Genomic DNA, 23,989 nt, shown 5'->3' with positions numbered 1-23,989 from the left:
CTGATAATATATCTTAGACGAACTATGGATCTGCAACGGCGCAGATGCGTCGAGTGGCCGCGGCCCCCTAACTCACCGCCTTGGCGACGACAGCGGCCAGCGCCTCGCCGATCTTCTTGGCGCCCTGAGCGTTCGGATGAATTCCGTCGCGCTGCATCAACGCCGGATTGCCGACGACGCCCGCGAGGATATTCGCATAAAGCGGCACGCCGAACTCCTTGGCCAGGCTCGGATAAATGGCGTTGAAGTCACGCGCGTAGCTGGCGCCGATCCTGGCTGGCGCGGCCACGCCGACCAGCACCGCACGGACGTTCCGGGCCTTGAGCTTCTGCAGCACGCCGCGAAGGTTCGCCTTGGTCTGAGCCGGATCGACGCCCTGCAGCAGATCGTTGCCGCCGAGCGCCACCACGCAGAGCTGTGTGTCCTTCGAGACACTGAAGCCAAGCCGGGCCAAGCCGCCGCCGCTTGTGTCGCCCGAGACGCCGGCGGGTCTTACGACCGCTGAGATCCCACGTCGCCCCAGCGCTGACTGTAACTGCGCGGGCATGGCCTCGCGCGCGGGCAAGCCGAGCCCGGCGGTGATGGAGTCGCCGAGCACGGTGATCACCACCGGCTTCGGCGCGGCACCGATCTGGCTCAGCAGGCCGATCCCCAGCAAAAAACGTCGGCGGTTGGGAAAACGGTGTGCGGTCTGGCTCATGCTTTCCTATGTAGTCTAGCTGCCGGCCAAACAAGGACCGGCCTCGCAGGAAAACCCATGTCCGACGACGTTACGCCCGCCGCGCCCCTGGTCCTCGACGCCGTCGCCCTGACCCTGCCCTCCTCCGCCGGTCCCGTAAACATCCTGCGCGGCGTCGACCTCGTGGTGAACCCCGGCGAGCGGGTAGCGATCATCGGTCCCTCGGGCTCGGGCAAGTCGTCGCTGATTGCGGTCGGCGCGGGCCTGGAAGAACCCACGTCGGGTCAGGTGCGTTTGTTTGGTCAGGATCTGGCCAAGCTGAACGAGGACGGCCGCGCTCGCCTGCGACGCGGTCGCGCGGCCCTGGTGTTCCAGTCGTTCCACCTGCTGCCGAACATGACGGCCGAGGAGAACGTCGCGACGCCGCTCGAGATCGACGGCGCGCGCGACGCCATGACGACGGCCCGCGACTGGCTGGGCCGGGTTGGCTTGTCGGGGCGTCTCACCCACTACCCCCACCAGCTCTCGGGCGGTGAGCAGCAGCGCGTGGCCCTCGCCCGCGCTCTGGCCGCCCGGCCCGCCCTGCTGTTCGCCGATGAGCCCACCGGCAATCTCGACGGGGCTACGGCGACCTCGGTGGCGGACCTGATGTTCAACCTGGTGACCGAGGTCGGCGCGGCGATGGTGATGGTGACCCACGACCCCGTGCTGGCCACCCGGGCCGACCGGATCGTGCGGATGGCCGATGGACGGATCGTCTCGTGAGCCGCACGCCCCTCGCCTTCCGCCTCGCCGCCCGCGAACTTCGCTCGGGCGTGCGCGGTTTCCGCATCTTTCTGGCCTGTCTGGCGCTGGGCGTCGCGGCGATCGCGGCGGCCGGCTCGACGGCCGAAGCCTTCCGCCAGGGCCTAGCCAGCCAGGCGCGCGAGATCCTTGGCGGCGATCTGGCGTTCTCCGTCGAGAACCGCGATTTTACGCCCAAGGAGCGCCAGACCTTCGACAAGCTGGGTGTGACCACCTACGCCGCCACGGCCCGCGCCATGGCCCAGGCTCCCAGCGGCGAGCGGCGGCTGGTCAATCTGCGCGGCGTGGACGGACAGTTTCCGCTCGCCGGCGCCGTGACGCTGGAAGGCGCACCGAACCTGCAAGGCGCCCTGGCGGACCGGAACGGGGTCCCCGGCGCGGCGGTGGAGCCGGCGCTCATGGATCGCCTGAACCTGAAGATCGGCGACCGGTTCGAGGCCGGCCCGATGACGCTGGTGGTGGGCGCGCGGTTGACCGGTGAGCCCGACGGTCTGTCACGCGGCTTCGCCATCGCGCCACGGGTCCTTGTCCGGGGCGAGGTGCTGGAGCGATCCGGCCTCCTGGCGCCCGGCGGCCTGACCAGTCGGACGGTGCGCGTGGCGCTTTCGCCCAACCAGGATCCCCGCGCGGTCGGCAAGGCTGTGCAGGCCTCGCTTCCGGACTCGCGGATGCGGGTGCGCGACCGTCTGGACGCTGCGCCGGGCGCGCGCCGGCTGATCGACCAGCTGGAGTATTTTCTGGGCTTCATCGGCCTGGCGTCGCTGGTCGCCGGCGGCCTCGGCGTGGCGGGCGCGGTTTCGGCCTATCTGTCCGCGCGAGAGCCGGCGATCGCCGTGCTGAAGGCGCTGGGCGCGCAGAGCGGCCTGATCCGCGATCTGCACCTGATCCAGATCGCGGTCCTGGCCCTGCTGGGGATCGCGATCGGCCTTGTCGTCGGCGGCGCAGCGCCTCTGATCCTGGGGCAGCTCGCGGGCTCCAGTCTGCCGGTGCCGGCGCTGTTCAAGGTCTATCCCCTGCCCCTGGCCAAGGCCGCGCTCTTTGGCCTGCTGGCTGCGGCGGCGTTCTCGTTGCTGCCCCTGGCGCGAGCGCGGACAACGCCGCCGTCGGCCCTGTTCCGGCGCGCCCCCAAAGGTCGGCTTCCGTTCGGCGTCGAGACGGTCGGCGCGGCGCTGGCCGGCCTGGGCCTTGCCGCGCTGGCGGTCGCCACGGCGCCGACGCCGATGGCCGCCGCGATCATGATCGCCGGCGTGGCGGTGTCGTTTGGCCTCCTCGCCGCGCTGGGCCGGTCCGCGGCCTGGGCGGCCGGCAAGGCGCGGGGCCTCACCCGAGGCCCCGCCAAGCTGGGCCTCGCCAACCTCGCAGGGCCTCGCTCGGCGGCGCGAACGGCCAGCCCGGCGATCGGTCTGGGCGTTGCGCTCCTGGCGTGCGTGGTGCTGATCCAGTCGGCGCTGCTGGCCCAGGTCAGCGACGTGGCTCCCCGCACCGCGCCGGCCATGGTGTTCACCGAGATTCCGGCCGACCAGGCCGCGACCTTCGAGGCGACGGCAGCCTCGGTCATGGGACCGCTGACCGAGGACACCTATCTGCGCATGCCGTTCGTCACGGGTCGCATCATCGCGGTGAAGGGCAAGCCGATCGATCCGAAGAGCGTCAAGCCCTCGGCGCGATGGGCGTTCGACAACGACATCAGCCTGTCGACCCTGGGCAAGGAGCCGAAGAACGCCGGCGTCGTCGCCGGGCGTTGGTGGGCGGAAAACGACACCGGTCCGCCCAAGCTGGCCATGAGCGCCGAGATCGCCGAAGCCGCCGGCCTCAAGCTGGGCGACACGGTCACCCTGCTGGTTCTGGGTCAGGAGATCCAGGCGCGGATCACGGTGCTACGGACCATCGAGTTCGGCGGTTTTGGACCCAACTTCAACCTGATCCTCAATCCGGCGACGCTGGAAGGGGCCGAGCTTCGCAGCGTGGCGATCGCGCGTATGGACAAGGCCCAGGAAGCCGCCCTCACCCGCAAACTTGGCCAGACCCTGCCGACCGTCAACGTAATCAGCGTGCGCGAGCAGTTGGAGTCGGCCGCCGCCCTCTTCGACCGTCTGGCCCTGGCCGTACGAGGCGCGGCGGCGGTGGCCGGGCTGGCGGGCCTCCTGGTGCTGGCCGGCGCCATCGCGGCCGGCGCCCGGGCGCGGGCCCGGGAAGCCGCGACCCTGAAGGTGCTGGGCGCCACGCGGGGTCAGATCCTCCTGGCCTATGTGATCGAGTACGGCGCGGTCGGTCTGATCGCCGGGGCGGCCGGCGTGCTGTTCGGCTTTGCCGCCGCATGGCCGGTGGTGGTCAAGGTTTTCGAGGCCACGTGGAGCGTCGACTGGAGCGGTGTGCTGGCCCTGCTGGCGGGCGCGACGGGCCTGGCGACCCTGGGCGGCCTGATCGCCGCGAGCCTCGCCCTGGCGCAAAGGCCAGCGCCGGTTCTGCGGGGGGACTAGCGGCTCCGCAGAACCGGCCTTGGTCGCTTGGCCGGTTTAACCGCCGACAAGAGGGAGGCGGGGCGATCCGCCAGGACAACCGGCGTGATCGCACCGAAGCGCGACGGCCGGCTCCTACCAGACGAAGGTGCCCGCCGATCTGGCGGGCAAGGACGCCTTGAAGCGCGCTCCGGCCGACGCTATTGCGAAGTCGACCGCAGCGGTCGACACGTTCAGCACGATCAGCACGCGCTGACCATCGGGGTTCTGAAACGCAACGGTCCGAAGTCCCTCGATCTTGGCCGGCGAGCCGATCCGCACCGCGCCGGGCTTCACGAAACGGCTGGCGTGGCCAAAGGCGTAGTATTCCTGCGTGCGGGTGACCGCGCCGGTCTGGCTATCGATCGAAACCACCCCGCGACAGTCACCGCAGCCGCCCGCGTGGGGGCCGAACTTTTCGTCAAGCGCCAGGTTCCACATCAGCACGCCGCGCGCGTCGCCGCGCGTGGAGCCGATGATCAGCTGCTCGACCATCCAGGCGAAGCTGTCATCGAACTTGGGCGCCCATTCCCCGCCCGAACACTCGGTGAAGAACACCTCCTTGTCGGGATAGGCCGCGCGCACCTTGTCCTGCGCCGAGACCTCGCCCGCGTAGCAGTGCCAGGCCACGCCCGTCAGGAACGCGCGGGCCTTCGGGTCGGCCAGGACCGTCAGTGGCTGCTGGGGCTGGTCCCAGTTGTGGTCCCAGTCGAGCACGCGGGTCTTGATCTTCTCGCGCTTGAACACCGGGGCCAGGTGCTCGCCGAAGAACCGCGCGCGATCCTGCGGCAGCCACCGCATGCCCGGATAGTTCTCGGGCTCGAAGTCAGGCTCGTTCTGGACGCTGAGATAGTCGGTGGGCACGCCGACCTTGGCGGCTTCCTGAACGTAGCGGGCGAAGAACGTGGCGTAGACGGGGTAGGCCTCGGCCTTGAGCTGGCCTTTGAGCAGCGAGCCCGTGGTCTTCATCCAGGCCGGCGCGCTCCAGGGCGAGGCCATGACCTTCAGCTCGGGATTGATCTTCAAGGCCGCCCGGACGGTGGGAAACACGTGCTGCTTGGGCCGCGCCAGCGAGAAGTGCTTCAGCTCCGGATCCGGCGCGCCGTCCGGCGTGTCATTGAGGCTGTAGTGGTCCAGCGAAAAGTCGGACGCGCCGATGGTCACGCGGGTGAAGCTGAAGCCCAGACCGCCCTCCCCGCGTCCGAACAGTTCGCGCAGCAGCGCGTCACGGTCGGCGGGCTTGAGCTTGTTCTGGATCAGCCAGGCCGAGGCGTCGGTGATCGACGCGCCGAAGCCGACAATCGACTGATGACGCTCCTGGGCGTCGACCGCGATCACCGGCAGTCCGGCCAGCGCCTCGGCGGACGAGGCCGCCACTGGCGCCTGCGCGGCCAGGAGCTGGCTCTTGTCGCCGGTCGTCACCCAGGCGCGGAGCTTGGGCGCGGCCAGGACCGGCGAGGTCGCGGCCAGCGCCGCGACCGTGATGGACAAAAGGCGAAGGCGCATCAGGGCTTCCTCGACCAGGACTTCAGCTTGGCGCTGCCGGTCAAGACGGGCTCGCCGGCGTTGCGGCCCACATAGAGCGGATAGGTCCCCGCCGCGATGGTCCAGCCCGGCTTGGCGGTGTCGTAGTCCGCCAGGATACGCGGCTCGACGGTGAGGGTCACCCGCTTGGTCTCGCCGGGCGCCAGATCGACCTTCTGGAAGCCGGCCAGACGTAGCATGGCTTTACGCTGGCCCGAGGTGACATAGAGCTGAGGCGTGTCGGCGCCGGCGACCTTGCCGGTGTTGGTGACGTCGAAGCTGACCTTCAGGCCATCGCCGTCCTCGACCTTGAGGTTCTTGTAGCCGAAGCTCGTGTACGAAAGGCCATAGCCGAACGGATAGAGGGGCCGGCGCTTTTCCTGGGCGAACCAGCGGTAGCCGACCGCCGCGCCTTCAACGTAGCGAACCGGGAAGCCCTTGATCGGTCCCGCCTTCTGGCCGGCGCGGCGGGCGTCATCGATCGCCGCCTGCTCGGCGAAGCCCGGCGCGCTGGCGCGCGGCGCTTGGTCCTCGCTCTTGGGGAAGGTCATGGCCAGACGGCCCGACGGATTGACCTCGCCAAACAGCAGGCGCGCAATCGCCTGACCGCCCCGCTGGCCCGGATACCAAGCCTGCAGCACCACCCCGACCTTATCGAGCCAGGGCATCAGCACCGGACCGCCGGTCTCGAGCACGACGACCGCGTTCTTGTTGGCCGCCGACACCGCCTCGATCAGCGCGTCCTGGTTCTCGGGCAGCGCGATCGACGGGGCGTCCTGGGCCTCGGTCTGCCAGTGCCAGGCGAACACGATGGCGACGTCGGCGTCCTTGGCGGCCGCGGCTGCGGCGACGGGGTCCTTGCCGTCGATATAGGAGACCTCGGCGTTGGGGTTCGCGGCCTTGATCGCCTGCAGCGGTGAAGACGCATGCCAGGTGACCCGTACGAACGAAGCCGCCTCGCCGCCGTTCAGCGGGATCTCGACCGGCGCGCCGCCCACCGAGCGGACCTGCGAGGAGCCGCCGCCCGAGATCACGCCCACGTCGGCGTGGGCGCCGATCAGAACGATCTTCTTGGCGCTCTTGGCCAGCGGCAGCAGTCCGCGATCGTTCTTCAGCAGCACCGAACCACGCTCGGCCACGGTCTGGGCGACCTTGGCGTGGGCGTCGTAGTCGATCGGCTGGGCGCTCGTCGGGGTCGGATTGTCCATCAGGCCCGAGGAGATCACCCCGTGCAGGATACGCCGGACCATGTCATCGACGCGGGCCTGGCTGACCTCGCCCTTGGCCACGGCCGCCTTGAGGTCTTCGCCAAAGAAGATCTGGGCGTCGAGCTCCTGGCCCGACTGCTGGTCCAGCCCCGCCAGCGCCGCCTTGACCGTACTGTGCACCGCGCCCCAGTCCGACATCACCCAGCCCGGATAGTTCCAGTCGCGCTTGAGCACCTTGTTGAGCAGGAAGTCGTTCTCGCAGGCCCAGTCGCCATTGACCTTGTTGTAGGCGCACATGACCGAGGCGGGGTTGCTCTTCTCGATCGCGATCTGGAAGGCCAGGAGGTCGCTCTCGCGCAGATCCGCCTCGTCGATCTGGGCGTCCATCACGTGGCGCCCGGTCTCCTGGGCGTTCAGCGCGAAGTGCTTGATCGTCGAGACGATCTTGTTGGACTGCACGCCCTTGATCTGTTCGGCGACCATCTCGCCGGCCAGCAGCGGGTCTTCGCCCAGATACTCGAAGTTTCGGCCCGCCCACGGGTCGCGGGTCAGGTTCACGCCGCCGGCCAGCAGGACGTTGAAGGTCTTGGCGCGGGCCTCGGCCCCGATCATCGCGCCGCCGTCAAAGGCCAGCTTCGGCTCGAAGGTGGACGCTAGAGCCAGGCTGGACGGCAGGGCCGTGGCCACATCGCCCTTGCGCTGCTCCACCTGGTTGGCGACGCCCAGGCTGGCGTCGCTTTCGCGCAGGGTCGGGATGTTCAGGCGCGGCACGCCCGGCACATAGCCGGCTGACGGGATCATGTCCGTCGGCGCCGGCTTGGCCATCGGCGGGAACAAGCCGTGCAGATAGGTGATCTTCTCATCGAGCGTCATCTGTTTGACGAGCGCGTCGGCCCGCACCCAGGCCGGATCGCTAGGGCGAGCGGTCAGGGGCGCGCTGTCCTTGGTCGGCATGACCTGCGCGACCGCGCCCGACATCGGCAGGAACGCGAGCAACGCCACGGCGGCGGTGGTCCGGCACAGGATCCGCAAGGCGGATGATGGCTGGGCGGCGGTCGTCATGGCGGTACTCCGGATAAGCTTGGCTATGAGGTGGGAACAGGCGCGAGCGGCGGCGCCGGACAGGCGTGCGCGACGAACTCGGCATGGGAGGGCATCACGTTCAGGCACTTGCCGATGACCGTCTCGATATTGCCGAGGAACCGGGCGATCTCGTCGTCGGACTGGACATGCACGAGCGGGTCGTAGGCGCGCGGAATGACGCCCTGGCCGAGGAAGACCTGGATCCAGCTCTCCTCGGTGAACAGCTCGTCGTCTTCGCGGAACACCCGGCCGTTGGCGCGGAAGAGATCCATTTTCCGCTGCAGCGTGGCGGGGATCTCCATGTCGCGGCAGTAGCGCCAGAATGGGCTGTCGTCGCGCTCGGTGGCCTTGTAGTGCAGGATGATGAAGTCGCGGATCCGCTCGTATTCGAAATCGGTCTGGCGGTTGAACTCATCGATCGTCGCCTGATCGAAGCCGGCGTCCGGCAGCAGCCGCACCATGCGGATCACCGCAGACTGGATCAGGTGCAGGCTGGTCGACTCCAGAGGCTCCAGGAAGCCGCTGGCCAGGCCGATCGCGACGCAGTTCTTGTTCCAGATCTTCTTGCGCTTGCCGGTCTTGAAGCGGATGCGCAGCGGGTCGGCGCGCGGTGCGCCGTCGAGGTTCGAGAGCAGGACGCGCTCGGCCTCGTCGTCGTCGATGTACTGGCTGGAATAGACGTGGCCATTGCCCGTGCGGTGCTGCAGCGGGATGCGCCACTGCCATCCCGCCGTATGCGCGGTGGAGCGCGTGTAGGGCGTGAAGTGCTCCGAGCGATCGCACGGCACGGCGACGGCGCGGTCGCAGGGCAGCCAGTGCGTCCAGTCCTCGTAGCCGGTCTTCAGCGCCTGCTCGATGATCAGGCCCCGGAAACCCGAGCAATCGACGAAGAGGTCGGCCGTGAGCACCTCGCCGTCGTCCATGGTCACCGACTGCACAAAGCCGTCTTCGGCGCGCAGGGTGACATCGACGATCTTGCCCTCGCGACGCGTGACGCCGCGGGCCTGGGCGAAGGTCGACAGGTGCTTGGCGTAGAGGCCCGCATCGAAATGGAAGGCGTGAGCGATATGGCCGATCGGCGACTCCGCCATATCGGGCCGGGCGCGCATGAACTTGTTGCTCAGCGCCATGGCGTTGTTGATCGACAGGTTGTCGAATTCGCCCGCTCGGCCCAGGTCCCGCATGCGCAGCCAGTACTGATGGCAGCGCAGCCAGCCCAGGTCCTGGCCGATGACGCCAAAGCCGTGGAGATAGCTCTCGCCCTGGCGCCACCAGTTCTTGAACTGGATGCCCAGCTTGAACGAGCCCTGCGTCTTGCGCAGGAAGTCGTCCTCCTCCAGCCCGAGCAGTTCGTTGAATTTCTTGATGGCGGGGATGGTCGCCTCCCCCACCCCGACCGTGCCGATCTCCTCGGACTCGACGAGGACGATCTCGTAGAGCCCCTGGAACAGGCGCGAGCAGAGCGCGGCCGTCATCCATCCGGCGGAGCCGCCGCCAGCGATCAGAATCTTTTTGAGCGGTTGCAACCACCCGCCTCCCGTTAGGTCGTAGGTCGGGGCCGCCTTTCGACGACCCCGCCCCGATTGGTTCTTGCCTGGCGAACAGAGCCGCTGGGGAGAGCGACCCGTTCAGCCCCCGGCTTAGAACCGATAGTTCACGCCGAACAGAATCTGACGGCCGTACTTTTCGTAGGTTTCGGGCAAGGCGCCGCCGCCGCTGGTCTTGGTCCCGCCGCCGTCCAGGCCCAGACGGGTGCGGTACGCCGTATTGGTCAGGTTGTTGACCTGGACCAACAGCCCCAGGTTCTCCATCGGCCCGTCCTGGAAGGTGTAGCCGATCTGGGCGTCGACCTGTTTGTCAGCCAGGATCTCGGTGAAGCCGCGCGTGGCGAACAGCTGCACCACCTCGCCCTTGAACGCCGAACGATAGCGCTGGCTGATCCGCGCCTGGAAGCCGCCTCGCTCATAGTAGCCGGTGACGTTGTAGACCGTGCCCGACAGGCCGGGGATACGGACCTTCTGCTTGGGGTCGGTGCTGGTGGTCGGGTTCAGGTTCGACTTGGTCAGCGACAGGCTGCCCTGCATGCCGAAGCCCTTCAGCAGGTCGGCGAACTGGCCAAGATCGACGGCGCCGCTGAATTCCAGGCCCTTGACCACGCCGCCGTTGCCGTTGGCCGGCAGGGTGATCTGGCCGATCGGGCTGATGGTGATGCCCGGCGGGATGGCCGTGGCCGTCGTGGGCAGCGGGATGCCGGTGAAGTCGAACTTGCCGGTCTGCGAATAGATGTAGGTGTCGAGCTTCTTGTAGAAGCCGGCCACCGACACATAGGTCGCGGGGCTGACGTACCACTCGTAGGCAAGGTCGGCCGCCTTGGCCATCCAGGGCTTCAGGTTCGGGTTGCCGCCGCTCGCCGACCACGGATTGACCGTCGTGCCCGGTGCGCAGGGCTGGCCCGAACAGACCAGCGAGTTGAAGCCCGGCGTGACGTTGGCGCGCATGTCGTCCATGCGCGGACGGGCCATGGTCTTGGACAAGGCGAAGCGCAGGCGGTGGCCGCCGCCCAGGTCATAGATCAGGTTCATGCTGGGCAGGACGTCAGTGTAGTCGTCCTTGACGTTGATCTTGGTGGGCGTGATCGGCTTGCCCGGTTCGGTGCCGTTGATCACGACGCCCGAAGAGGCCTGCTCCTGCTTGACCACCTGAACGCCGAGGTTGCCGCGCAGGTCGCCGGCCTGGAAGTTGGCGCGGGCGAAGAAGGTCGTGACCTTCTCGGTAATCTCCCAGGTCTTGTCGTAGTAGTTGGCGTCCAGGATCGGCGCCCAGTTGTAGTACTTGCGCCAGGCGTCGCCGATGTTGACGCTCAGCACGCCGCCGAAGCCGGCGAAGCCGAGCTGCGTCGGGTCCACGAGGTCGGCCGCGTCGACATAGACCTGCTGGCGACCGTTCTTCAGGAACAGGTCGTTGTCCGAGACGGTCTTGCCCTTGTCGCGCTTGGTGTGGTTCACGCCCGCGCTGACCTGGGTGATGAAGCCGTCCAGCTCGTGCTCGAGGTGGACGTCGATCGTGGTCACGTCCTCCTTCACCTGCGGGAAGCGAATGGCACCGTCGTGGCCCCAGCCGCCCCAAGGCGCGCGATCGCCCAGCGTCACCTTGCCGGCGTCGGCGTAGTTGAAGCCTTCGTCGTACTGCGAGAAGCCGTTGTCAGCGACCTGGAAGCCGATCTTGTCTAAGACGCGGCCGATGTTAGGCGTGGCCGGCGTCACGCCACCGACGCCGCGGCCATAGCCGGCGTACGTCTCCATGATCTGTTCCTTCCGCTTGTTGGAGGAATAGGACAGATCGGCGACCAGCTTGGTGCGGTCCGAAAGCTGGAACTCGTTGTTCAGACCGGCCGAAAACAGCTGGTCCATACGGGTGTTGTAGTCATTCCGCAGCTGGGGGACCGCGTTGTTGAGCAGACCGCTGCGCGCGAACTGCGAACCGCCCAGGTCTTCGGTCTTGATGTTGGTGAAGGTGGCGTTGTCCGCCCAGCCGTTCGAGAACCATTGCGCCCCGCGCGTGGTCTCCTCCTGCCGGAACGTCGAATAGTAGAGGTCCAGGGTCGAGTGGATCTGGTCGTTCGGCTGGTACTCGAAGATGCCGATGACCGCGTCGCGCTTGTTGAGGCGCGAGGTCGCGAACAGCTCCTGGCCGTTGAGGATCAGGGCGTTGTCGGCGCTGTCGGGCGTGACGGCGAAGCCGAAGGCCTCATAGCCATAGGCCTTGTAGTGCTTCACCTGCGAGGGTGAATCCAGGTGGGCGTAACCCAGAGCCACGCCGAACGTGCCGTCGGCGAACTGGTTGATGTAGCTGGCGCTGTAGCGGCCGCCCCAGTTGCTGACATCGTCGTTCAGCTTCTTGCCGGCGGTCTTCTCGCCGCGGATGTTCACCGCAACGGCGCGCTTGCCGAACTCGAGCGGCCGCACGGTGCGCAGGTCAGCCGTGCCCGACAGGCCCATGCCCGAGACCTGGGCGTCGGGGGTCTTGTAGATCACGACGCTGGACAGCAGTTCTGACGGATACTGGTCGAACTCGACGGCGCGGTTGTCGCCGGAGCTGGCCTGCTGGCGGCCGTTGAGCAGCGTGGTGGTGAAGTCTGGCGCGAGACCCCGGATCGAGATCACCTGGGCGCGGCCGTTGACGCGCTGGGCGGCCAGACCCGGCAGACGCGCGATCGACTCGCCGATCGAGACGTCAGGCAGCTTGCCGATGTCTTCCGCCGACACGGCCTCGACGAATGAGGTCTCGTTCTTCTTGATGTTAATCGCGTTCTGAATGCCGGCCTTGATGCCGGTCACCACGATGGCCTCGACGGTGTCGTCCTCGGCCTTGGGCGTCTGGGGAGCCGACTGCGCCCAGGCGGCGCCGGACCCGGCCAGGGCCAGGGTGATCGCGGCGGCCGAGGCCGTGCCGTAGAATCGCTTGTTGGACGGACGCGCGCCGCCGTTCGTGCGGTTTCGCATAAGCTCTCCCCCTTCTAATTCGCCCTGCTGCGGCGAGATATCGTTCTTGTTGTCAGGCCAGTAGCCGTGAATGCGCCTCCATGGAAGCGCTTCCAATTGCACTCAAGGCGACAACGTTGTCAAGCTCAGGCGGTCTAGAGGTGGGGCGCGGTGGTAGTTTGCCGTGTCACGACGGCATGCTCGAGCTCGTCGAAAATCGCCGCGTCGGAGACGTTGACGCCCGTCAGGCGCGCGACCAGCAGCTCGACGGCGCGCTGGCCCAGGACCTTGACCGGCTGGTGCACCGTGGTGAGCGGCGGCCAGACGATGCCGGCCACAGGCGCATCGTCGAAACCTGTGATCGACAGGTCCTGCGGGATACTGAGCCCCCGCGCATGGGCGGCGGACAGGACGCCGGCGGCCATGTCGTCGTTGGCGCAGACCAGCGCGGTCGGCTTGAGCGGATGATCCAGAAGCTCCGGCGCTAGGCGGGTGCCCGACCGGAAGGTGAAGTCCCCCCGGAGCACGACACAGTCGCCCTCCCCCAGCCCCTGCTCGGCGAGCGCTCTGCGGAAGCCCTGCAGACGTCGGTCGGCCGAAAGGTGCCCTTCCAGGCCGGCGATGAAGCCGAATCGTCGGTGACCCAGACGCAGGAGCTCGCGGGTCATGTCATAGCCGCCGGCCTCGTCGTCGACGCCGACCCCGTCGGCCTTGCCGCGTCCCGGACCGCCAGGCGAGACGGTCACGACCTTGCAGCCCTGCGCCAGCGCCGCCTCGATCAGCGCGACGTCGTCGCTGTAGGGCGGCGACAGGATCAGGCCCTCGCAGCGTTGGGTGGTGATCAGGTCCAGGATCCGCTTCTGGTGATCGGGCGTCTGTTGCGGAACGTTCTGGACCAGCACCTGGTAGCCCAGCGCCAGACAGGCGCGCAGCGCACCCAGCTCCAGCGCGGATTCGTAGTACGAGTTCGGCTCGTTCTCGGGATCTGACGCGAAGACGAAGGCCAACAGCCGGCTGGCCCCGCCCGCGAGGCTGCGCGCCTGCGGATTGACCTTGTACGCCAGCGTCTCGACCGCCTGCATCACCCGCGCGCGGACCTCGTCGCGGACATTCGGACCACCGTTCAGCACCCGCGAGACCGTGACGCGCGCCACACCCGACAGGCGGGCGACATCGTCGATCGTAGGTCTTTTGGTGGTCAAATGGAGCTCCCCCTTCGAGCGCCGGGAAGATGGTCAGGAAAGCAAAGCAACACAAGCGGCTCAACGTCATGACGCGCACGGACCGACAGAGACCCGCCCTTGGTTGACCGCTGTTCCCGGCTCTGAGCCAATCAGAGGCAGGAGGTAGCCATGACTCGCGCCAAGCGTATCCTGACCGGAGGGGCCATCGGCCTTGTCGTGGTCGCCCTTGTCGCGGCCTATTTCGGCTCGCCGGTGCTGGCCCTGCACAGCCTGACCGAGGCGGCCAAGACCGGCGATCGGGCCAAGCTGGAGCGTCTCGTCGACTTCCCCGCTGTTCGGGAAAGCCTGAAGTCCCAGCTCAAGGCGGCGATGACCCGGGCGTTCGAGCAGGACCCCGAGCTGCGCGACAACCCGTTCGCCGCGTTCGGTCAGCTCCTGATGGTCGGCGTCGTCGACAAGGCGGTCGATGCCTACGCCACGCCGGACGCCATCGCGCAGATGGTGGCGACCAGCCGCGCGCCGTCGAAGATCTCGCCCTCGGATCATGGGCCGCACGTCGAGACCGCCAAGCCGCGCGCAAAGTCCGACACCGAGATCCGCTACGGCTTCCAGGACCTCGACCACTTCAAGGCGACCTATCGCGACAAAGCCAAGCCGGAAGAGCCCGCATTTGGCCTCACGCTGGAGCGGCAAGGCCTGTTCCGTTGGAAACTGGTGCGGATCGACCTCGCGCCCGCGACCTAGAGCGACAATCCGGCCAGTCTGGCCAGGGCCGGAATGTCGAACGATTGCTCCAGGACAGCCGCGATCTCGTCGAGGGCCAGATCCACGCGTGTGGCTTGATCGACGGCGTCGGACGCCGCGCCCAGCTCCGCCAGAAGCGCCGCGCGGGCCTCACCGCGATCGAACAGGCCGTGGACGTAGCAACCGCTGACCCGACCGTCCGCCGAGACGGCGCCGTCCGTCTCACCCGTGTCGAACGTCAGCATCGGCCGGGCCACGCCTGTGGTGCGGCCGACATGCATCTCATAGCCCTCGAAGCGCGCGCCACCGTCCAGGCGGCCCGTGACCGGCCGTAGCGTCTTCTCACCGGTCATCACGGTTTCGACGTCGAGCAGGCCAAGGCCTTCCGAAGTCCCCGGCGCGCCCTCGACGCCGTCGGGATCGGCCACGCGCCGGCCCAGCATCTGATAGCCGCCGCAGATCCCCAGCACGCGGCCGCCGCGCCGCAGATGGGCACGCAGGTCGATGTCCCAGCCCTGGGCGCGAACAAAGTCGAGATCCTCCCGCGTGGCCTTCGTGCCGGGCAGGATCACCAGGTCGGCGTCGCCCGGCAGCGCCGAGCCCGGCGGCACGAAGGCGAACTCGACCCCAGGCTCGGCGCGCAGCGCGTCGAACTCGTCGAAATTGGCGATGCGGGACAGCATCGGAACTACAATACGGACCCTGCCGCCACGCCCGGCCGAACGCACGTCCAGCACGACCGCGTCCTCGGCCGGGAGCCGGCGCGCCGCCGCCAGCCACGGCGCCATGCCAAGGTCGGCCCAGCCGGTGCGCTCTACGATCGCCCGCCGACCGTCGTCGAACAGGGCCGGATCGCCGCGAAACTTGTTGATCAGGAAGCCCTTGATCATCGCCCGATCTTCCGGATCGAGCACGGCGTGCGCCCCCACCAGGGCGGCGATCACATGGCCCCGGTCGATATCGCCGACCAGGACGACCGGCACATCGGCGGCGCGGGCGAAGCCCATATTGGCGATGTCGCCGGCCCGAAGGTTGATCTCGGCCGGGCTGCCGGCCCCTTCAACGATGACGAGATCGCTCTGGCGTTCCAGTGTGCGAAAGCTCTCCACCACGGTCGGCAGCAGGCTGGCCTTGTGGTCCTGATAGCCGCGCGCAGCCCACGCGCCGGCCATCCGACCGCGCACCACCACCTGCGCGCCGATATCGCTCTGCGGCTTGAGCAGCACGGGGTTCATGTCGACCGTCGGCGCCGTCCGACAGGCGATCGCCTGCAGGGCCTGGGCGCGGCCGATCTCGCCGCCGTCTGCGGTGACGGCGGCGTTGTTCGACATGTTCTGAGGCTTGAAGGGCCGCACCGCGAAGCCGCGATTGGCGAACACCCGGCACAGGCCGGCGACCAGCACCGACTTTCCGACATCCGAGCCGCAGCCCTGGATCATCAAGGCGGCCATGCGCTGCTTTCCTCCAAGACAAGGTGGCCGGGGGCGAGGGACACCGTCCCCCGCCCCTCCCATCCCTAGAAGCGCGCCCGCAGACCCAGGAACGCGCCCCGGCCCGGCGTGCCGTAGTTCAGGATGGTCTGATAGTCCTTGTCCAAGGCGTTCTCGACCCGGCCATAGACCTCCAGGGTCTCGCTGATCGGATAGGACGCCCGCAGATCCACCGTCGCATAGCCCGACACCGGTACGGTGTTGGCCTCGTTATTGTAGGTCTTGCCCACATAGCGCACCGCCACCGTGGTCGAGAGCCCCACCGGCCAGCGATAGGTCGCCGACAGGTTGGCGAGGTCCTTCGGGCGACGCGACAGCTGCTTGCCGGTGTTGGCGCCCGCCGCCAGTTCGGCCTCGGTATAGGTGTAGTTGCCGGTGATCGTCAGACCCTCGATCGGACGCGCCTCGGCGATCAGCTCCAGCCCTTGCGCCTTGGTTTTCTGCAGATTGCGGTAGTAGCCGAAGCGGAAGACCCCGCCCGGCGCGCACATCGCGTCGGTCGCGCCGAACGAACACGAGAAGAAGCGGATCTCGTTATCGGCCTCGCGATGGAAGACCGTCGCCGAGGCGCGGACCTTACCATCGAGGAAGCGCTGCTCGACGCCGGCTTCCCAGCTGTCGAACTCTTCTGGCGAGAGCGCGGCGTTACCGTATTCGCTGAACAGCTCGTAGAGGCCCGGCGCGCGGAAGCCCTGGCTGTAACCGGCGCGCAGCACGGTGGCCCCGTCGTTCAGCGCCCAGGCCGCCCCAACCTGACCCAGGGTGTGGGTTCCGTAGGCGTCGTGGTCTTCGTAGCGCAGACCGCCGGTCACCGTCAGGCCGGGCGCGATCTCGGCCTGCAGTTGGCCGTAAAGGCTGTCGGCGCTGGTCTTGCCGGTGCGGAACGCCACGTTCGGATTGGCGACCGACGGCGAGCGGGTGCGCATGCGCGAGCGTTCGCTCTCGGCGCCGAAGGTCGCGGTCCAGGTCTCGGTGATCGCGAACACGCCCTGATATTCCCAGCGCTTGTTCTTGCCGGCCGCGTCGAACGTCATCGGCACGGCCGCGCGGGCGGGGTTGTAGTTCTCGCGGTCGGTGTCGGTATAGGCAAAGCCGACGCGGTTGTTCCAGCGACCGTCCAGCAGGGCGGCGTTCAGGCCTTGATAGACCACCAGCTCCTTGGTGCGCCCAAACTCGGGGCTATCGGCGTTGAAGCCGTCGAAGTCGTTCTTGCCGCGCGAATAGACCGCCCGGGTCTCGACCGAGACCGTATCGGTCAGTTTCACCCGCAGGCGACCCGAGGCGCCGGCGTTCTGATAGCCGTCCGCCTCCTTGCCCGTCTTGTGGGCGGAGAAACCGTCGGTGGTGTAGTAGCCGCCCGCGACACGCCAGGTGACCTTGTCCGAAGCGCCGCCGACGGCGCCGCGCAGATAGCCGGTCTTGCGCGCGCCGGCCTCGGCCGACAGCGAGCTGGTGAACGGCGTGGTCGGTTCGGCGGTGACAATGTTGACGACGCCGCCGACCGCCTGGCTGCCCCACAGGGTGGATTGCGCGCCGCGCAGCACTTCAATGCGCGATATGTCGCCGACCAGCAGGTTGCCGCTGTTGAAGCCGCCCTGGATGGACGACGGATCGTTCAGCTTGACGCCGTCGATCAGCACGACGGTGTGATGGCTCTCGGCGCCGCGGATATAAAGGCTGGTCGCCGTGCCGACGCCGCCGTTGCGGGCGAAGGTCACGCTGGGCGTCTGGGCCAGCAGTTCGGTGACCGAGATCGCCTGGCTGGCCTCGATCGCGGGCTGGGTCAGGACGGTCACCGCGGCGCCGACCTTCTCGATCGGTTGCACGGTGCGGGTGGCGGTGACCACCAGCTCGGCGACGCCGTTGGCGCCGGTGGCGCCGGCCACATCAGCCTCAGGGGCCTTCTGGTCATCGGCTAGCGCGGGCGCGGCAAGCAGCGCGGTGGCCAGGGCGGTGGAGCTCAAGAGGGCTCGGATCATAATACAGTCTTCCCGTTATGAACGACCCACGCGACGTCTCGAACGCCCGCGAAGACGCGGACGCTCAGGCCGCCGCGCGGCCTGTTGACTGTCGTTTCTCGGGAGATCCCGTTCGTTCGGCGCACCCCGGCCGAGCGATGAACGACTGCGCCGGGCAGGTCTCCTGGCTCACGGGTCAATGCTTCTAGGCGTCGCCTTCCCAGGCCTTGGGGGCCCAGTGGCATGTGACGCGAAGCTCGCCGCTTACAGTTGCGGGGGCAGCCGAGGTCTTCAACCTCGTTCCCTTTTCATCCTCTTTCGAGGAACCTGACGCGAAGCCAGAGCTACATGCTGCACCGCACACGGTCAATGTGGCGCTTGGGTGACGGGATGTCGGGCTTCGGGCCCGAGCCTTGTTTCGGTTCACGACCCTGGGCTGACCTTGGCTCCCTGCGTCCTCCGAGGCGCGCTCAGGAGCACGCACCTCAGGATGAGGTGTTCAGCAACGGGTTTCCTCATCCTGAGGTGCGAGCCGTAGGCGAGCCTCGAAGGACGCAGTGCGGTAGAAGCCCGACCTCCCCGGCGAATGCCGGGGCCCAGATTCAGCCGGAACGGCTGGGGATGACGCGCCCTCGCTCCGGGCTGAAAGGATAAGCGTGAGCGGGTTCGATCTGGACCCCGGCATTCGCCGGGGAGGTCGGGTTTCTGGAAGTATGCTCGGGACTGCTTTCGACCCTGGGCGGACCTTGGCGCGTGTATCGTTAGTTACATATGCTTAGGCCATGCCTGCCGCAGAGCCGCCGCTTCAACCGATTGCCCCTTGGCCCCTGTCGGACGCCGAGGCTACGTTTATTAGGGAGACGGTCGAGCGCGTATTAGGTGCCGACACAGTGGTTCGCAATTTTGGAACCGACCCTGACCGGCTCGACCTGCATATCGAAACGAGCACGGCACCCGGCCTGAAGCTGGACGAGTGCAAAGGACACCTGTGGTGTCGAATTGAAAGGCCTATTTTTCTCATCGCTACAAAGCGCGGCACCCGCGCACACGGCCCCGCGAAGGTAGCGTACCGTCAGGGCATCATACTCTGACGGATGCCCCTGCGCCCGAACTCCACCTTGAGCGGACATTGGCCCTATGTCGGGAGCGAAACCTCTAAAGCTCGTCCTTCGAGGGATGGGGCATGGCCATTGCGTAGGATCATGACCCCTTTGGCCGTCCCGAGATGGAGGCCACGTGCATAGCCCGAAACCTGCTGCCAGCCTGTGTCGGTCTCCTCCTCAAGCGTCACTGCATACGGTCGTTTTCCGCGAGACCCAAACTTGCAGAAGAGCCGGACGGTGCCCGAGAGAAGACCATCTAGCGCCCTTGCGAATTCGGCTTCTCGGTCGGGATTATGGGCGGGAAACCACTCAATCGAAAAGAACTCATGCTGAATTCCGATTTCGTCGTTGTTCTGGAGGTTCAACCACAACGACCAATCCAGCCCTGGCTGCTTAGGGATATTCGCGGCCAGTTCAACTGGCGCATCTTCGTCCCATTCGAGGGCTAGAGCATGCTTTTCAGCGGCTCGGATGAACAGTTCACGGGCGCGGGCGATCATCCCGTCCACCCGCACTTCTGATGCCTCACCGGTTCCACGCCTGAACATGGCATCGAGCGTAGCGCGAGCCGATGTCTGCAATCCACCCCTCACCGACCTTGGTGATGTCCGCTTGCTGGATTGACGATCGAACGGTGTCTTCCGAGCACCCCAATCCCCGTCATCGCACGAGGATTTCCGCGCCGAGGTCCTAACCCAATCAACGCCTTAGCCCGCCGAGCGACGGGCCTATCCAAAATCGACGCCTCACCCACCAAACCACCTGCACAATGATTCCACCTCGTCGCGAGGAAAGGGCGCATGGCCAGCGACCATTTGCGGCGGCGGGGGGCGGTCGAGCGGGGACAGGTTCGAGGGGGGTACTCGGACGGTCCGGGGATCTGGTTGCTGGCCAGACCCGCCCGCCGTCGGCGTGGTCGCGGGAAAGGGTTCGTCCCTCTTCGATCGCCGGGCGCTGCCGGAAACGGAAGCGCCCGGGTCCCGGTAAGGCCCGAACAGGGCCACCTTCCCGGGAGGCTGGCGGATAACGGCTGCGCGGAGCGTTCGGCTTCGTCGAAACGGTATTCTTATCTCGCAATCCGGACGAACGTCCGGCGCTCCGCGTCCCTTTCCATCCCTTCAGCGGCAGGCCGCGTGAAGCAGCGGCGTCGTGCTCATATCGAGGAACAGGCTAGCGCTGGCCGGATATTCCTCGCACACTCGTTTGAAAGCGCGATCAACGGCGCGGGGAGAAGTAAGAGTATGTCCGAGGCCCAGTCTCCTCAGAAGGCGTCATCGTGGACGCTGGCCGCATTCGCGGCGCCCTGCATTCCAGTGGCGGCCATGGGCCTGCCGCTCGTGGTGTATCTCCCCGAATACTACATCAATTCCCTGGGCCTCTCGCTGACCGTGGTGGGTTCGGCGTTCCTGATCGTCAAGCTGATCGACATCCTGTTCGATCCGCTGTTCGGCGGTCTGCTGGATCGGACCCGCATGCGGATGGGCCGCTTCCGTCCGTGGATGCTGATCGGCGCGCCGATTCTGACCGTAGGCTGCTATGCGTTGTTCATGGCCAAGCCTGGCGTGGGGTCGCTGTATCTCTGGTTCTGGCTGTCGGTGCTGTACGCCGGCTACTCGATCGTCGTGCTCTCCCAGACCGCCTGGGGCGCGGTGCTCTCCAGCGACTATCAGCAGCGCTCGCGCATCTATGGCTGGTGGCAGGGCGCCAATGTCGTCGGGATGATCCTGGTGCTGTGCCTGCCGCCGTTCATCACCGGCGTGCTCAAGGGCGACCATATCGACAGCGTCCGGGCGATGGGCTGGTTTATCGTCATCCTGCTGCCGATCACGGTGCTGCTCGCCGTCATGACCGTGAAGGAGCCGGCGGCCCCGCCCCAGCACGGCAAGACGGGCCTGAAGCAATACTGGCGACTGCTGATGCGCCCGTCGGTGCAGCGCCTGCTGTTCGCGGACCTTCTGATGGGCCTGGCTCCCGGCATCGCCGGCACGCTGTTCCTGTTCTTCTTCGAGCGGATCAAGGGCTTCGACAAGACCCAGGCGGGCGTGCTGCTGCTGGTCTACTTCCTGGCCGCCCTGGCCGGCGCGCCGCTGTGGCCCATGCTGGCCAAGAAACTCGGCAAGCACAAAGCGCTCGTCGTCGCCGCAGTCGTCTACGCCTTCGTCCAGGTCGGCGCGGTGTTCATGCCCGCAGGCAGCTCGGTGATGGGTATGTTGCTGCTGGTGCTGGCCGGCCTGCCCTACTCGGCCGCGCCGGTGCTGGTGCGCTCGATGATGGCCGACATCGGCGATGAGGAGCGCCTGGAAAGCGGCGTCGACAAGACGGGCCTGCTCTACGCCATCGTCACCGGCACGGTGAAACTGGGCTACGCTCTGGCGGTGGCGGTGTTCATCGCGCTCGGTTGGATGGGTTTTGATCCCAAGGTCTCCACGCCCGAAGGCGACGCGGCCCTGATCGGCATGTACGCGATCGCGCCGGCCGCGCTGGGACTGGTGGTCGCCGCGATCATGATGCGCTATCCGCTGGACGCGACCCGTCTCGCCGAGATCCAGCGCCAGCTTGCGGCGCGGGACGCGGCGGCGGCGGACGCCTCCAAGTCCTCAGCCCCGTCGGATTCGCATGTCCCCTCAAACGCCGCCCTTGGCCCCGCCGAGTGACGACCAGCACCCGCTGTTCGCCCTGATCGAGATCATGGCGAAGCTGCGTGATCCGAACGGCGGCTGCCCCTGGGACCTGGAGCAGACCTTCGCGACGATCGCGCCCTATACGGTCGAGGAAGCCTATGAGGTCGCCGACGCCATCGAGCGCGGCGACCTGTCGGACCTAAAGGAAGAGCTGGGCGACCTCCTGCTGCAAGTCGTGTTCCATTCGCGCATGGCGCAGGAGCAAGGGGCCTTCGACATTGCGGACGTCGCGCGCGCCATCTCCGACAAGATGATCCGCCGACATCCCCACGTGTTCGGCGATCACGCCTACGAAGACCTCTCCGCTCAGGTGGCCGGCTGGGAGCAACTGAAGGCCCAGGAGCGCCAGGCCAAGGCCAAGACGGGCGTGCTGGACGACGTGCCGACCGGCCTGCCCGCCCTCACCCGCGCCGTGAAGCTGACCAAGCGCGCCGCCCGCGTCGGCTTCGACTGGCCGACGGCCAACGAGGTGCTCGACAAGCTGCGCGAAGAGACCGACGAGATCGCGGTCGAGATCGCGGCCGGCGATCTGGCCAAGGCGCGCGAAGAGCTGGGCGACATCCTGTTCGTCTGCGCCAACCTCGCCCGCAAGCTGGACGTCGATCCCGAAGACGCTCTGCGCGCCACCAACGCCAAGTTCACGCGCCGTTTCGGCTTCGTCGAGACCGAACTGGCCAAGCGCGGCAAGACGCCTGATCAGTCCGATCTCGCCGAAATGGACGGGCTCTGGAACAACGCCAAAGCTGCGGAGAAGAAGGGCTGATGGCGCGGATCGCCATCGCCTCTGACCATGCCGGCTTTCAGCTGAAGACTGAGCTGACGACATGGCTCGAGGCTGGCGGCCACGAGGTGACGGACCTGGGGCCCAGCACGGGCGAACGCGTTGACTACTCGGACTACGGATATGATCTGGCGGAACATATCGCCCTTGGCCAATCCCAATACGGCATCGCCATTTGCGGGTCAGGCATCGGCATCTCAATCGCCGTCAACCGCCATCCTGGATGCCGATGCGCCTTGGTCAGCGAGCCTGTCGCCGCGCGCCTGAGCCGCGAGCACAACGACGCCAACGTCATCGCGCTGGGCGCGCGCCTCGTGGAAGTCGATACGGCAAAGGCTTGCGTACAAGCATTCCTGACCACCGATTTCGCGCGTGGTCGTCATGTCCTCAGGGTCGAGAAACTCGGAGCTCCGCCTGGCCTTACGACGACTGAACAGCGGCGCTGACCTGTGCGCCGGGGAACTGGCGCTCGAACCGCCCCAGGGCCTGAGCATCGAGGCGGGCGACCAGCGTCACCTCGCCGCCTGGGCCGTCATAGCGGCTGAGCACGCGGCCGTTGCGATAGATCCAGGCCAGGGCCTGTCCGTCCTGTGCGGCGAGGCTCACCTCCACCGGGGGCGAGTCATCGATGAGGCCCGCGATGCGCCGCAGCAGCGCCTCGCACCCCTCGCCCGTGACCGCCGAAACCGCCGAGGCGTCGTTGCGCCGGGCCTGTCCCTCGACGATCTCGCGATCATCTTCCGACAGCAGGTCGACCTTGTTCCAGACCTCGACGACAGTCTTGCCCTCGTCGAAGGTGACGCCCAGTTCGGAGAGCACCGTCTCGACGTCACGGGCTTGCGCCTCGCTGTCGGGATTGGCCACATCGCGGACGTGCAGCACGACGTCAGCCTCCTGCACCTCCTCGAGGGTGGCGCGGAAGGCCTCGACCAGCTCGTGGGGCAGGTCGGAGATGAAGCCCACCGTATCGGACATGATCGCAGGGCGACCGTCGGGCAGCTTCACGGTGCGAAGCGTCGGGTCCAGCGTGGCGAACAGCATGTCCTTGGCCAGCACCTCGGCCTCGGTCAGCCGATTGAACAGCGTGGACTTGCCGGCGTTCGTATAGCCGACCAGGGCGACGGTCGGGTACGGAACCTTCTTGCGAGCGCTGCGGTGAAGCGTGCGTGTCCGCCGAACCTCCTCCAGCTCCTTCTTGAGCTTGAGGATCGTGCCGGCGATCAGGCGGCGGTCGATTTCAATCTGGGTTTCGCCGGGGCCGCCGGTCGAGCCGGTGCCGCCGCGCTGACGTTCCAGGTGGGTCCAGGTCCGCACGAGGCGCGAGCGCTCATAGTCGAGCCTGGCCAGCTCGACCTGCAGACGGCCCTCGCGGGTCCGGGCCCGGCGAGCGAAGATTTCGAGGATCAGGCCGGTGCGGTCGACGACCTTCACCTTCAAGGCCTTCTCGAGATTACGCTGCTGGATGGGCGTGAGCTGGTCGTCGAAGACCGCGACATCGATATGCTCGACCTCGCAGATCGCGGCGAACTCCTCGACCTTGCCCTTGCCGAACAAGGTGGCGGGCGTGACGACGCGCAGAGGCGCGACCAGCGCCTCCACGACGTTGAGATCAAGCGCCACCGCAAGGCCGACGGCCTCCTCGAGCCGGGCGTTGGGATCCCGGGCTTCGAGGGCGGCCTGGCCCCGCAAAGGGCGTGCGGGATGGATCACGAGCGCCTTCAGGATCGGCGCGGCGTGGTCAATCGACTTGGAACTGGATTTGGACAAACGG

16 protein-coding genes, 4 pseudogenes and 1 riboswitch are annotated in these 23,989 nt (G+C 67.3%); of the genes and pseudogenes, 9 read left to right on the top strand and 11 right to left on the bottom strand.

All coding sequences use genetic code 11. The features are described 5' to 3' along the window. Nucleotides 1-67: 67 nt before the first annotated feature. Nucleotides 68-700, bottom strand: a complete 633-nt coding sequence (locus CVUC_RS15045) for an arylesterase (RefSeq protein ID WP_096033298.1) — start codon at nucleotides 698-700, stop codon at nucleotides 68-70. A 57-nt stretch (nucleotides 701-757) separates the two neighbouring features. Here CVUC_RS15045 and CVUC_RS15040 point away from each other — a divergent pair, with 57 nt between their 5' ends. Continuing rightward, a complete protein-coding gene (locus CVUC_RS15040; protein ID WP_096033297.1) occupies nucleotides 758-1,444 on the top strand; it encodes an ABC transporter ATP-binding protein in 687 nt (228 codons plus the stop codon). Further along, nucleotides 1,441-3,963: an ABC transporter permease gene (locus tag CVUC_RS15035; protein WP_101685842.1), complete on the top strand. Its 2,523-nt coding sequence runs from the start codon at nucleotides 1,441-1,443 to the stop codon at nucleotides 3,961-3,963. Before CVUC_RS15040 ends, CVUC_RS15035 begins: the two co-directional genes overlap by 4 nt. Before the next feature lie 114 nt (nucleotides 3,964-4,077). Here CVUC_RS15035 and CVUC_RS15030 read toward each other — a convergent pair whose 3' ends face one another. From CVUC_RS15030 to CVUC_RS15010, 5 genes are all read right to left on the bottom strand, one after another. Further along, nucleotides 4,078-5,487 carry a glycoside hydrolase family 30 protein gene (locus tag CVUC_RS15030; RefSeq protein ID WP_096033295.1) on the bottom strand — a complete coding sequence of 470 codons (1,410 nt, stop codon included), beginning with the start codon at nucleotides 5,485-5,487 and terminating at the stop codon, nucleotides 4,078-4,080. Further along, nucleotides 5,487-7,775 carry a beta-glucosidase gene (locus CVUC_RS15025; protein WP_096033294.1) on the bottom strand — a complete coding sequence of 763 codons (2,289 nt, stop codon included), beginning with the start codon at nucleotides 7,773-7,775 and terminating at the stop codon, nucleotides 5,487-5,489. Before CVUC_RS15025 ends, CVUC_RS15030 begins: the two co-directional genes overlap by 1 nt. 23 nt (nucleotides 7,776-7,798) lie before the next feature. Next, the gene (locus CVUC_RS15020) at nucleotides 7,799-9,322 is read right to left on the bottom strand and encodes a tryptophan halogenase family protein (RefSeq protein ID WP_096033293.1); all 1,524 of its coding nucleotides are present in this window, start codon (nucleotides 9,320-9,322) and stop codon (nucleotides 7,799-7,801) included. 114 nt (nucleotides 9,323-9,436) lie between these two features. Beyond that, complete coding sequence (locus tag CVUC_RS15015) at nucleotides 9,437-12,298, bottom strand: TonB-dependent receptor (protein ID WP_096033292.1); 2,862 nt, start codon at nucleotides 12,296-12,298, stop codon at nucleotides 9,437-9,439. A 134-nt stretch (nucleotides 12,299-12,432) separates the two neighbouring features. Next, nucleotides 12,433-13,479, bottom strand: coding sequence for a LacI family DNA-binding transcriptional regulator (locus CVUC_RS15010; RefSeq protein WP_096033291.1), 1,047 nt, complete (start codon nucleotides 13,477-13,479; stop codon nucleotides 12,433-12,435). A gap of 150 nt (nucleotides 13,480-13,629) precedes the next feature. Between CVUC_RS15010 and CVUC_RS15005 the strand changes: the two genes are divergently transcribed. Further along, nucleotides 13,630-14,205: a DUF2939 domain-containing protein gene (locus CVUC_RS15005; protein ID WP_096033290.1), complete on the top strand. Its 576-nt coding sequence runs from the start codon at nucleotides 13,630-13,632 to the stop codon at nucleotides 14,203-14,205. On the opposite strand, the gene CVUC_RS15000 is transcribed toward CVUC_RS15005, so the two are convergent. The 3 genes and pseudogenes from CVUC_RS15000 to CVUC_RS20515 all read right to left on the bottom strand — a co-directional run. Continuing rightward, a complete protein-coding gene (locus CVUC_RS15000) occupies nucleotides 14,202-15,656 on the bottom strand; it encodes a cobyric acid synthase (RefSeq protein WP_096033289.1) in 1,455 nt (484 codons plus the stop codon). The two genes, CVUC_RS15005 and CVUC_RS15000, sit on opposite strands and share 4 nt — an antisense overlap. A gap of 65 nt (nucleotides 15,657-15,721) precedes the next feature. After that, nucleotides 15,722-17,674: a TonB-dependent receptor plug domain-containing protein gene (locus tag CVUC_RS14995; RefSeq protein WP_096033288.1), complete on the bottom strand. Its 1,953-nt coding sequence runs from the start codon at nucleotides 17,672-17,674 to the stop codon at nucleotides 15,722-15,724. A gap of 136 nt (nucleotides 17,675-17,810) precedes the next feature. Then, nucleotides 17,811-17,999: riboswitch (cobalamin riboswitch) on the bottom strand. Nucleotides 18,000-18,224: 225 nt separating this feature from the next. Further along, nucleotides 18,225-18,338 (bottom strand): annotated as a pseudogene (locus tag CVUC_RS20515) (hypothetical protein); the annotation flags it as partial. Here CVUC_RS20515 and CVUC_RS20510 point away from each other — a divergent pair. Next, a pseudogene (locus tag CVUC_RS20510) lies at nucleotides 18,304-18,399 on the top strand (hypothetical protein); the annotation flags it as partial. The pseudogenes CVUC_RS20515 and CVUC_RS20510 sit on opposite strands and share 35 nt — an antisense overlap. Before the next feature lie 389 nt (nucleotides 18,400-18,788). Here CVUC_RS20510 and CVUC_RS19755 read toward each other — a convergent pair. After that, nucleotides 18,789-19,265, bottom strand: coding sequence for a hypothetical protein (locus tag CVUC_RS19755; RefSeq protein WP_125469929.1), 477 nt, complete (start codon nucleotides 19,263-19,265; stop codon nucleotides 18,789-18,791). Between the two features lie 74 nt (nucleotides 19,266-19,339). Between CVUC_RS19755 and CVUC_RS20505 the strand changes: the two are divergent. From CVUC_RS20505 to rpiB, 5 genes and pseudogenes are all read left to right on the top strand, one after another. Further along, nucleotides 19,340-19,450, top strand: a pseudogene (locus CVUC_RS20505) (hypothetical protein); the annotation flags it as partial. 75 nt (nucleotides 19,451-19,525) lie between these two features. Further along, nucleotides 19,526-19,743, top strand: a pseudogene (locus CVUC_RS20050) (hypothetical protein). Between the two features lie 254 nt (nucleotides 19,744-19,997). After that, nucleotides 19,998-21,410: an MFS transporter gene (locus tag CVUC_RS14980; RefSeq protein ID WP_096033286.1), complete on the top strand. Its 1,413-nt coding sequence runs from the start codon at nucleotides 19,998-20,000 to the stop codon at nucleotides 21,408-21,410. Further along, nucleotides 21,373-22,200 (top strand): nucleoside triphosphate pyrophosphohydrolase, encoded by an 828-nt coding sequence (mazG, locus tag CVUC_RS14975; protein ID WP_096033285.1) that lies wholly within the window; start codon nucleotides 21,373-21,375, stop codon nucleotides 22,198-22,200. The genes CVUC_RS14980 and mazG overlap by 38 nt, the downstream gene beginning before the upstream one ends. Continuing rightward, complete coding sequence (rpiB, locus tag CVUC_RS14970) at nucleotides 22,200-22,664, top strand: ribose 5-phosphate isomerase B (protein ID WP_096033284.1); 465 nt, start codon at nucleotides 22,200-22,202, stop codon at nucleotides 22,662-22,664. The genes mazG and rpiB overlap by 1 nt, the downstream gene beginning before the upstream one ends. Here the strand turns inward: rpiB and hflX are convergent. Next, on the bottom strand, nucleotides 22,639-23,985 hold the full coding sequence (gene hflX / locus CVUC_RS14965; RefSeq protein WP_096033283.1) for a GTPase HflX: 1,347 nt from the start codon (nucleotides 23,983-23,985) through the stop codon (nucleotides 22,639-22,641). The genes rpiB and hflX overlap by 26 nt on opposite strands. Nucleotides 23,986-23,989 lie beyond the last annotated feature (4 nt).

The organism is Caulobacter vibrioides (genome assembly GCF_002858865.1).
GTDB lineage: Bacteria > Pseudomonadota > Alphaproteobacteria > Caulobacterales > Caulobacteraceae > Caulobacter > Caulobacter vibrioides.
Note: the sequence above shows the minus strand (reverse complement) of the source record. Positions and strands in the feature narration are given on the sequence as shown.